This is a genomic window from Mesorhizobium sp. M7A.F.Ca.CA.002.09.1.1 (assembly GCF_003998555.1).
Taxonomy (GTDB): Bacteria; Pseudomonadota; Alphaproteobacteria; order Rhizobiales; family Rhizobiaceae; genus Mesorhizobium; species Mesorhizobium ciceri.
On record NZ_RZRR01000143.1, the window covers coordinates 1 to 8,417 of the forward strand.

7 protein-coding genes are annotated in these 8,417 nt (G+C 63.5%); 3 read left to right on the top strand and 4 right to left on the bottom strand.

Translation table 11 applies throughout. From position 1 onward, the window contains the following. Positions 1-220 precede the first annotated feature (220 nt). Positions 221-1,885, top strand: a complete 1,665-nt coding sequence (locus EN994_RS09075) for a VWA domain-containing protein (RefSeq protein WP_063170064.1) — start codon at positions 221-223, stop codon at positions 1,883-1,885. 68 nt (positions 1,886-1,953) lie between these two features. Here the strand turns inward: EN994_RS09075 and edd are convergent, their stop codons facing one another. The 3 genes from edd to zwf all read right to left on the bottom strand — a co-directional run bounded on the left by edd (position 1,954) and on the right by zwf (position 6,017). After that, positions 1,954-3,777 carry a phosphogluconate dehydratase gene (edd, locus tag EN994_RS09080; protein WP_063170065.1) on the bottom strand — a complete coding sequence of 608 codons (1,824 nt, stop codon included), beginning with the start codon at positions 3,775-3,777 and terminating at the stop codon, positions 1,954-1,956. Positions 3,778-3,849: 72 nt separating this feature from the next. Then, positions 3,850-4,566: a 6-phosphogluconolactonase gene (gene pgl / locus EN994_RS09085; protein WP_063170066.1), complete on the bottom strand. Its 717-nt coding sequence runs from the start codon at positions 4,564-4,566 to the stop codon at positions 3,850-3,852. Next, positions 4,548-6,017: a glucose-6-phosphate dehydrogenase gene (zwf, locus tag EN994_RS09090; protein ID WP_013530236.1), complete on the bottom strand. Its 1,470-nt coding sequence runs from the start codon at positions 6,015-6,017 to the stop codon at positions 4,548-4,550. Before zwf ends, pgl begins: the two co-directional genes overlap by 19 nt. A 315-nt stretch (positions 6,018-6,332) precedes the next feature. On the opposite strand from zwf, the gene EN994_RS35320 reads away from it, so the two are divergent. Together EN994_RS35320 and EN994_RS35325 are read left to right on the top strand one after the other, a co-directional pair. Further along, the gene (locus EN994_RS35320) at positions 6,333-7,079 is read left to right on the top strand and encodes an SDR family oxidoreductase (protein ID WP_027162287.1); all 747 of its coding nucleotides are present in this window, start codon (positions 6,333-6,335) and stop codon (positions 7,077-7,079) included. Between the two features lie 488 nt (positions 7,080-7,567). Continuing rightward, positions 7,568-7,846 (top strand): RHS domain-containing protein, encoded by a 279-nt coding sequence (locus tag EN994_RS35325; RefSeq protein ID WP_063170067.1) that lies wholly within the window; start codon positions 7,568-7,570, stop codon positions 7,844-7,846. Between the two features lie 62 nt (positions 7,847-7,908). Here the strand turns inward: EN994_RS35325 and EN994_RS35990 are convergent. Continuing rightward, the coding region (locus tag EN994_RS35990; RefSeq protein WP_245466000.1) for a hypothetical protein at positions 7,909-8,417 on the bottom strand (509 nt) is incomplete at its 5' end.

Consider the following 8,417-nt stretch of genomic DNA (forward strand, 5'->3'; position numbering starts at 1 on the left):
AATCAGCACCATAGCCAAATATGTACCTTAGCTGAGGTCATGGTGTCAAGAAAAAATTCCTATTACCGGGTAAAAGGCTGCCGACACCGCCGAACTGGCTGTCGTCAGGATTTTTGTTAAGCTGGGTCCGCAGCCCTGCGCACCGGGCGCCCGGACTTGTGTCCCGGCGCCGCGTCAAATAGCTTGCCGCCCGGATCAGGGGCGGATTTAGGAGATTTCGATGGCGGGACTTGCACGGGGCGTCGCTGCGGCGATCCTCCTTTTGTCGATGACGACGTTCGGCTTCGCCGCAAACAAGGTCATCATCATTCTCGATGCGTCCGGCTCGATGTGGGCGCAGATCGACGGCAGGCCCAAGCTCGAAATCGCCCGCGAGTCGCTTCGAACCGTGCTTCAATCGGTCCCCACCGACGACGAGATCGGCTTCATGGCCTATGGCCACCGTGAAAAGGGCAGCTGCGACGACATCCAGCTGATCGTGCCGCCGCAGGCAGGTTCGGGCAGCGCCATTTCGGCCGCCGCCGACAGCCTGAAATTCCTCGGCAAGACGCCGCTGACGGCGGCGGTCAAACAGGCGGCCGAGGCGCTGAAATACACCGAGGACAAGGCGACGGTCGTGCTCATCACCGACGGGCTCGAAACATGCGGCGGTGACCCCTGCGCGCTTGGTAAGGAGCTCGAGGCATCCGGCGTCGACTTCACCGCCGATGTCGTCGGCTTCGGCCTGACCGCCGACGAGGGCAAGCAGATCGCCTGCCTCGCCGACAACACCGGCGGCAAATACATCCAGGCCTCCGACGAGAAGGCGCTGCAGGAGGCGCTTGCCGAGACCGTGGCAGCACCAGCGCCGGCTCCTGAACCGGCTCCGGCACCTGCGCCGGCACCCGCGCCCGAGCCGGCCAAACCGGACTTCAATTTCCTGCCGATAGCGGTGCTTGCCGAGGGCGGCGATCCCGTCACTGACGGCAACGCCTGGGAGATCTACAAGGCGAAACCCGACGGTACGCGCGGCGACTACGTCAGCACCGAATACGGCGCCTACAAGGCCAATCTGGAACCGGGCGACTATATCGTCGTGGCCAGCGACGGCCAGGCCAAGACCGAGCAGAAAGTCAAGATCGAGGCGGGCCAAGTCTACGCGCCTCTCTTCAACTTGAATGCCGGCACGCTCATCATCCATCCGCGACCGAGCGAGGGGGCAGATGTCGTCGATGGCGCGGCTATCGTCATCGATTATCCGGGTGCTGACATGCCCGCCACCTTCTATGGGACCACGAAAGCCGTGTTGCCGGCCGGCGACGAGAAAGTGACGGTCACGATCGGCCAGGGGGTGGCTACCGAAACGATTCCGCTGGCTGCCGGCAAGACCGTGGAAAAGAACATGATTGTCGGTGTCGGCCATGTCGTTGCCAATGCTTATTATGCTGCCGGCGGCGACAAGGCGGACGGTTCAGGCATCGGCTTCAAGGTGCTCAAGGCAAAAAAGAAGATCGATGGAACCAGGGACGAGGTGACCTATGCCTACGGACCCGACAGCAAATTCGATCTGCCGGCCGATGACTATGTCTTGATTGCGACGGTTGATCTCGCCGTTGTCGAGCAGCCGTTCACCGTCAAGGTCGGCGAATTTCAGGATCTGAAAATCGCAATGAATGCCGGCGTGCTGGCGATCACCGCGCCGGGAGCCTCGAAGATCGAGATTTTCGAGGCCAAGAAGGACATCAACGGCAACCGCAAGTCGCTTGGCTATGCATTCGACCAGAAGTACCAGGCAGCGATCCCGGCGGGCGACTATGCCGTCGTCTCGGAGAAATCCGACAACAGTTCGAAAGAAGGCAACGTGACGGTCAAGGCCGGCGAGCGAGCTGAGCTAACCGTGCAATAGAATCGTATGCACAACCGCAAGAGGGCGGCCAAGTGCCGCCCCTTTTCATGGGTTGCGCAGAACTGCCGTCAGGCCGTGCCGAAGGCGCTGGCGCCATGATCGGCGCGGCCGACCAATTGCCGGAAGCCGGCAAACAGCTCGCGGCCGAAACCGAACTCGTTGCCGATGAGGTCGGCATCCGCCGTCCGGCGCAGCGCGAAATCGCCGGCCGGCACCAGCACTTCCAGCGTGCCGGCATCGGCGTCGAGCCGGATGATGTCGCCTTCGTGGATCCTGGCGATAGGACCCTCCTCGACCGCTTCCGGTGTGACATGGATCGCCGCCGGCACCTTGCCGGAGGCGCCCGACATGCGCCCGTCGGTGACCAGCGCCACGCGCTGGCCGCGATCCTGCAGGATGCCGAGCACGGTGGTCAGCTTGTGCAGTTCCGGCATGCCGTTGGCCTTCGGCCCCTGGAAGCGGATGACGGCGATGAAGTCGCCGGTCAGCGTGCCTGCCTTGAACGCATCGTTCAGCCCTTGCTGGCTGTCGAAGACCCTGGCCGGCGCCTCGATGATACGCCGCTCCGGCTTCACCGCGGAAGTCTTGATGACGGCGTGGCCGAGATTGCCTGACAGCACCTTCAGGCCACCGGTCGCCTGGAACGCCTTGTTGAAAGGCGCCAGCACCTTTTCGTCGCCGCTTGTCCGCGGCGAGGCTTCGCGCACCACGCCTCCGTCGGCGCCGAGCTTTGCCTCGACCGCATAGGGCCGCAGGCCTTCGCCCCACACCGTCTGCACATCCTCATGCAGGATGCCTTCGTCGAGCAGTTCGCGGATCAGGAAGCCGAGCCCGCCGGCGGCGTGGAAATGGTTCACGTCGGCGAGGCCGTTCGGATAGACCCGCGCCAGCAGCGGCACCGCTTCCGACAGGTCGGAAATATCCTGCCATGTGATGGCGATGCCGGCCGCCGCCGCCATGGCGATCAGGTGGATGGTGTGATTGGTCGAGCCGCCGGTGGCATGCAGGCCGACGACGCCGTTGACGATCGAGCGCTCGTCGATCATCCGCCCGACGGGCGTATAGGCGTTGCCAAGCGCAGTAATCGCCAGCGCCCGCTTGGTCGCCTCGCGGGTCAAAGCCTCGCGCAGCGGCGTGCCTGGATTGACGAAGGACGCGCCCGGCGTGTGCAGGCCCATGATCTCCATCAGCATCTGGTTGGAATTCGCCGTGCCGTAGAAGGTGCAGGTGCCCGGTCCATGGTAAGATTTGGACTCGGCCTCCAGCAGTTCGGCGCGTCCGGCCTTGCCCTCGGCGTAGAGCTGGCGGACCTTGGCCTTTTCGTCATTGGGCAGGCCTGATGTCATCGGTCCGGCCGGAATGAACACCGCCGGCAGATGGCCGAAGGTGAGGGCGGCGATCACCAGCCCCGGCACGATCTTGTCACAGACGCCGAGATAGACGGCGGCGTCGAACATGTTGTGCGACAGGCCGATCGCGGCGGCCATGGCGATGACATCGCGCGAAAACAGCGACAGCTCCATGCCGGGCTGGCCCTGGGTGACGCCGTCGCACATCGCCGGCACGCCGCCTGCCACCTGGGCGATGCCGCCGGCTTTGCGGGCTGCATCCTTGATCAGCGCGGGGAAGCTCTCGAACGGCTGATGCGCCGACAGCATGTCGTTATAGGAGGTGATGATGCCGAGGTTCGGCACCTTGTCGGCGCCCAGCGCGAGCTTTTCCGAGGGGCTGCACACCGCAAAGCCGTGAGCGAGGTTGCCGCACGACAAAACGGCCCGGTTGGCGGTGCGGTTCGACGCCTCGGCGATGCGGCCGAGATAACGCTCGCGGCCGGGCTTAGAGCGCTGGCGGATGCGTTCGGTAATGGCTTCGATGTCGCGTCTGGCGGTCATGGTGTCGGTCCTTTCAGGCGAGGTCCCGGAAACATCCTCCCGCCGTTTGCCGGGACCGGTGTAAATCGAGAATCAGGGTGCCCAGAAAACCTCTACGGGCTTTTGCGCTGCGTCGAGCACGGCGCGGATTGGCTTTCGCGGCCCGGGCGCCACCGCGCCGTCGAAGGCGATACGCTTGTCCTCACCCTCGATGTGCAGCGCGATGAAGCCGGCTTCGACGATGCGGGCCAGCGACAGGGTCAGCCGCGGCTCGCCCGCACTTGCCGCATGAACCGGCAGCACGATCCTGTCGGAAGACGGGTCGAGCAGCGTTGCCAGGTCGGCGGCATCGGGAAAGAACGAGGCGGTGTGGCCGTCCGGCCCCATGCCGAGCACGACGACATCGAGCGGCCAGGGCAAGGATCGGAGCGCTGCATCGTCGGACGAGGCCGCATCCTCGATGCTGGTGGCTTCGTGATAGAGCGGCACGAAACGAGCCGCCTTGGCCGCGTTCTGCAACAGATTGGCGGCCACCAGCCCGGCATTGGAGCGTGGCGAGGAGGCCGGCACGAAACGCTCGTCGACCAGCGTCACGATCACCTTGTCCCAGGCGATGGGTATCGCTGAAAGGGCGGCGAAGAATTTTGCCGGCGTGGTGCCGCCGGAGACGGCGAGCAACCCCGTGCCGCGCTCGGCGATCGCCTTGGTCAGTCTGCCTGCAACATGGCCGGCAAGGGCTGCCGCCAGTTCCTGGCGCCCGCTGAAGCCGTTCCAGCTGTAGGCGGCGCTGTTCAATTGCTCTCGTGCCATGTCCGCCCGTCACGTTCGATCAGCGCTATCGAGGCCGATGGACCCCAGGTGCCCGCCGTGTAGCCCTGCGCCTCCTGCCTGGCACTTTCCCAGGCATTCTGGATCGGGTCGATCCATTTCCACGCCGCCTCGACTTCGTCACGGCGCATGAACAGGGTCTGGTTGCCACGGATGACGTCCATGATCAGCCGCTCATAGGCGTCCGGTGCGCGGCCGTCGAAGGACTGCGCGAAACTCATGTCGAGCGAAATCTGGCGCAGCCGCATGCCGCCCGGGCCCGGATCCTTGATCATGATGAACTGCTTGACGCCTTCGTCCGGCTGCAGCCGGATGACAAGCTGGTTGGCGAAGATCGGTCCGGCGCTGTCGCCGAAGATCGAATGCGGGATCGGCTTGAATTCGATGACGATTTCCGAAACCCGCGTCGCCAGCCGTTTGCCGGTACGCAGATAGAACGGAACGCCCGACCAGCGCCAATTGCCGATCTCGGCCTTGATGGCGACGAAGGTCTCGGTGTTGCTGTCCTTGCCGAGTTCCTCGACATAGCCTTTCACCGGTCCGCCGGCCGAAGCCCCGGCGCGATACTGCCCGCGCACGGTGTGCTTCGGCGCTTCGTTGCCGTTGATGCGCTTCAGTGCCCGCAGCACCTTCAGCTTTTCGTCGCGCACGGCGTCGGCATCCATCGACGACGGCGCTTCCATGGCGACGAGGCACAAGAGCTGCAGCATATGGTTCTGCACCATGTCGCGCAGCGCGCCGGCCTTGTCGTAATAGGTGACGCGGTCCTCCAGGCCGACGGTCTCGGCCACGGTGATCTGGACATGGTCGATATGGGCTGAATTCCACAACGGTTCGTAGAGCGCGTTGGCAAAGCGCAGCGCCATCAGGTTCTGCACCGTCTCCTTGCCGAGATAATGGTCGATGCGGAAGATCTGGCTTTCGTGGAAGTCGTCGCCGACCAGGTCGTTGAGCTTGCGTGCCGAATCGAGATCGCGGCCGATCGGCTTTTCCAGCACGATGCGCGAGTTCGGCGTGATCAGATTGTGCTCTTTCAGCTTGTGCGAGATGTCGCCGAACAGCGCCGGCGCCACCGCCAGGTAGAAGGCGCGGATGCGGTCGCTGTCGCCGATCGCCTTCTTGAGCTTGTCGAAGCCGGCGCCGCTCGTCGCATCGGCGGAGACGTAGGACAGCCGCGCCAGAAAGGTCTTCAGTTCCTTGGCGTCGATGTCGGCCGGTTTGACGTGGTCCGAGATCGCCTGCTTGGCGAAGGCCTGGAATTCTTCGTCGCTCATCTTCGAGCGCGAGGTGCCGATGATGCGTGTCGGCTCCGAAAACTGATGGTCGCGCTGGCGATAATAGAGCGACGGCAGAAGCTTGCGCTCCGACAGATCGCCGGTGCCGCCGAAAATGATGAAGTCGAAAGGATCGACGGGGATGATCTGGCTGGTCATGGTCTGTCCGCTCTGACGCCGGTCGCTGTGACGCGGCTGATATAATCTAATCGATTTAAATTTTCCAGTGCCATGGTGTCACATCTGGGTGTATGCGCCTGCCCCTTGACAGTCCGATGACCCGGAGGCTTGTCGACAGGCGCGGCACCGGAAGCCTTCGCAGTTGCAGCATAGAGCGGGATCGACGCGAAAGCCAAAGGAGAAATCGGCGATGGCCGCACATCTTTCGAGCAATCCGGCCAGAAGCCACGGGTTCGCGCGGATGTGCGCTATCGGCGCGCCGGTTGATCGTCATCAATCATGAGCGGGAAAAACATGCGTCTGGAAAACAAGGTTGCCGTCATCACCGGTGCTGCGTCCGGTTTTGGCGAGGGCATCGCCAGGCGCTTTGCGCAGGAGGGTGCCAGGGTCGTTGTCGCCGATCTCAACGCCAGGGGCGCGGAGCGCGTCGCCGGCGAGATCGGCGAAGCGGCGATCTGGACCCAGACCGATGTCTCGCTGCGCTCCGAATTCGACGAGATGATCTATGCCGCCAAAAGCGCATTCGGCCGCATCGACATCATGGTCAACAATGCCGGCTACACCCATCGCAACGGCGACATGCTCAATGTCGACGAGGAGACCTTCGACCTGATAACCGCCGTCAACATGAAGGCGATCTATCACGCGGCACTCGCCGTGGTGCCGATCATGGAGCGGCAGGGCGGCGGCGTCATCCTGACCACGGCCTCCACCGCGGGTCTGCGGCCGCGCCCCGGCCTCACCTGGTACAATGCGTCGAAAGGCTGGGCGATCACCGCCACCAAATCGATGGCGGTGGAACTGGCGCCGAAGAACATCCGCGTCAACTGCCTCTGCCCGGTTGCCGGCGAGACCGGCATGCTGGAGAAATTCATGGGCGCCGACACACCCGAAATCCGCGAGAAGTTCCGCGCATCGATCCCGCTCGGCCGGCTCTCGACGCCGCTCGACATCGCCAACGCCGCACTCTGGCTGGCCTCGGACGAAGCCGCCTTCATCACCGGCGTGGCGCTGGAGGTCGACGGCGGACGCTGCATCTGAACGCCTGGGTAGCAGGCCAGGATCTCATCCGCTGCAATACCAGGACAAGCGCAATCTCACGGCAATCGAGGATCAACCCCGCCAACAATGAGACCTACACCTATACGGCCAACGGCTTCATCGAGAATGCCGATGGGCCGTGGGGCAGCCTCACCTATACGATCGACGGTGTCGGCAACATCACCCAGCGCACCGTAACCATTGGTGGCGTCACCTCTATCGATACCTACAGCCTTCAGGGCGGCTCCAACCGGCTGACCGGCATCCTCACCGGCGGCGCACCGAGCCGCGGCTTCCAGTCGGACCTTGCCGGCAACGTCACGCAGGACGCGACCGTCTCGCCGGAGCTCACCAAGACCTACAGCTACAATGCCGCCGGCCAGCTCTCGGGCGCCACCACGAACGGCACGACGGCAGGCGCCTACATCTACGACTACCTGTCGCGGCTGGTCTCGCGCACCATCGCCGCCTCGTCGGCCACGCTGCACATGGTGCACGACCTCGACGGCAATGTAATCGCCGAATATGACGCGTCCGGCGCGCTGGTCACCGAATACATCTGGGTCGAAGGCCGCCCGCTGGCGATGGTCGCCGACGCCGGCATCACGCCGGTGCTCTATTACGTGCTGACTGACCATCTCGAACGGCCGGTCATGATGACCGACCAGGGCCGCAATGTCGTCTGGCAGGCGAGCTATCTACCTTACGGTGAGGTGCGTAGCATCAGTGGCACGGCGACGCTCAACCAGCGCTTCCCCGGCCAATAGTTCCAGATCGAGACGGGGCTCGCCTACAATTGGCACCGCCATTATGATGCTTCCATCGGGCGCTATCTGCAGCCCGATCCGCTCGGTATGCCGAATGGGCCGTCAAGGTGGGCGTATGTCGGCAACAGCCCGCTGATGAAGGTGGATCCGAGCGGGTTGTATTGGGTTCCAGGTCCAGGAGGGAATCGATGGTGGTGTTGGGGTGGCAATCCCTTGGACTGCGTTTTACGTCCCCCCCCCGCAGCCAGGGCCACAATCTTGCCCGATGCCGTCGGAACGGCGTACGACGCCTCCGCCTCCGCCGCCAGCTGGGCCGCCGGATGACGACCCTTGTGAGGAACAGCTTGCCGCTGATGAGGCGCAGTGCCAATTGCTATCCTCGGGGCGTGGTGGCGGGCGCACAACCAAAGCTGGTAGAAATTGGTATGCAGCTTGTATGGCAATAGCCAGTGAAAGATATGCCGCTTGTAGGGCAGGGAAACCCTTGCCGCCGTTTCCAATATGGAAAATGTAGCTATGAAATTTCTATTTCGGGAGAGGCTGGAAGTTTTGAACTCAGATGATTTATTTG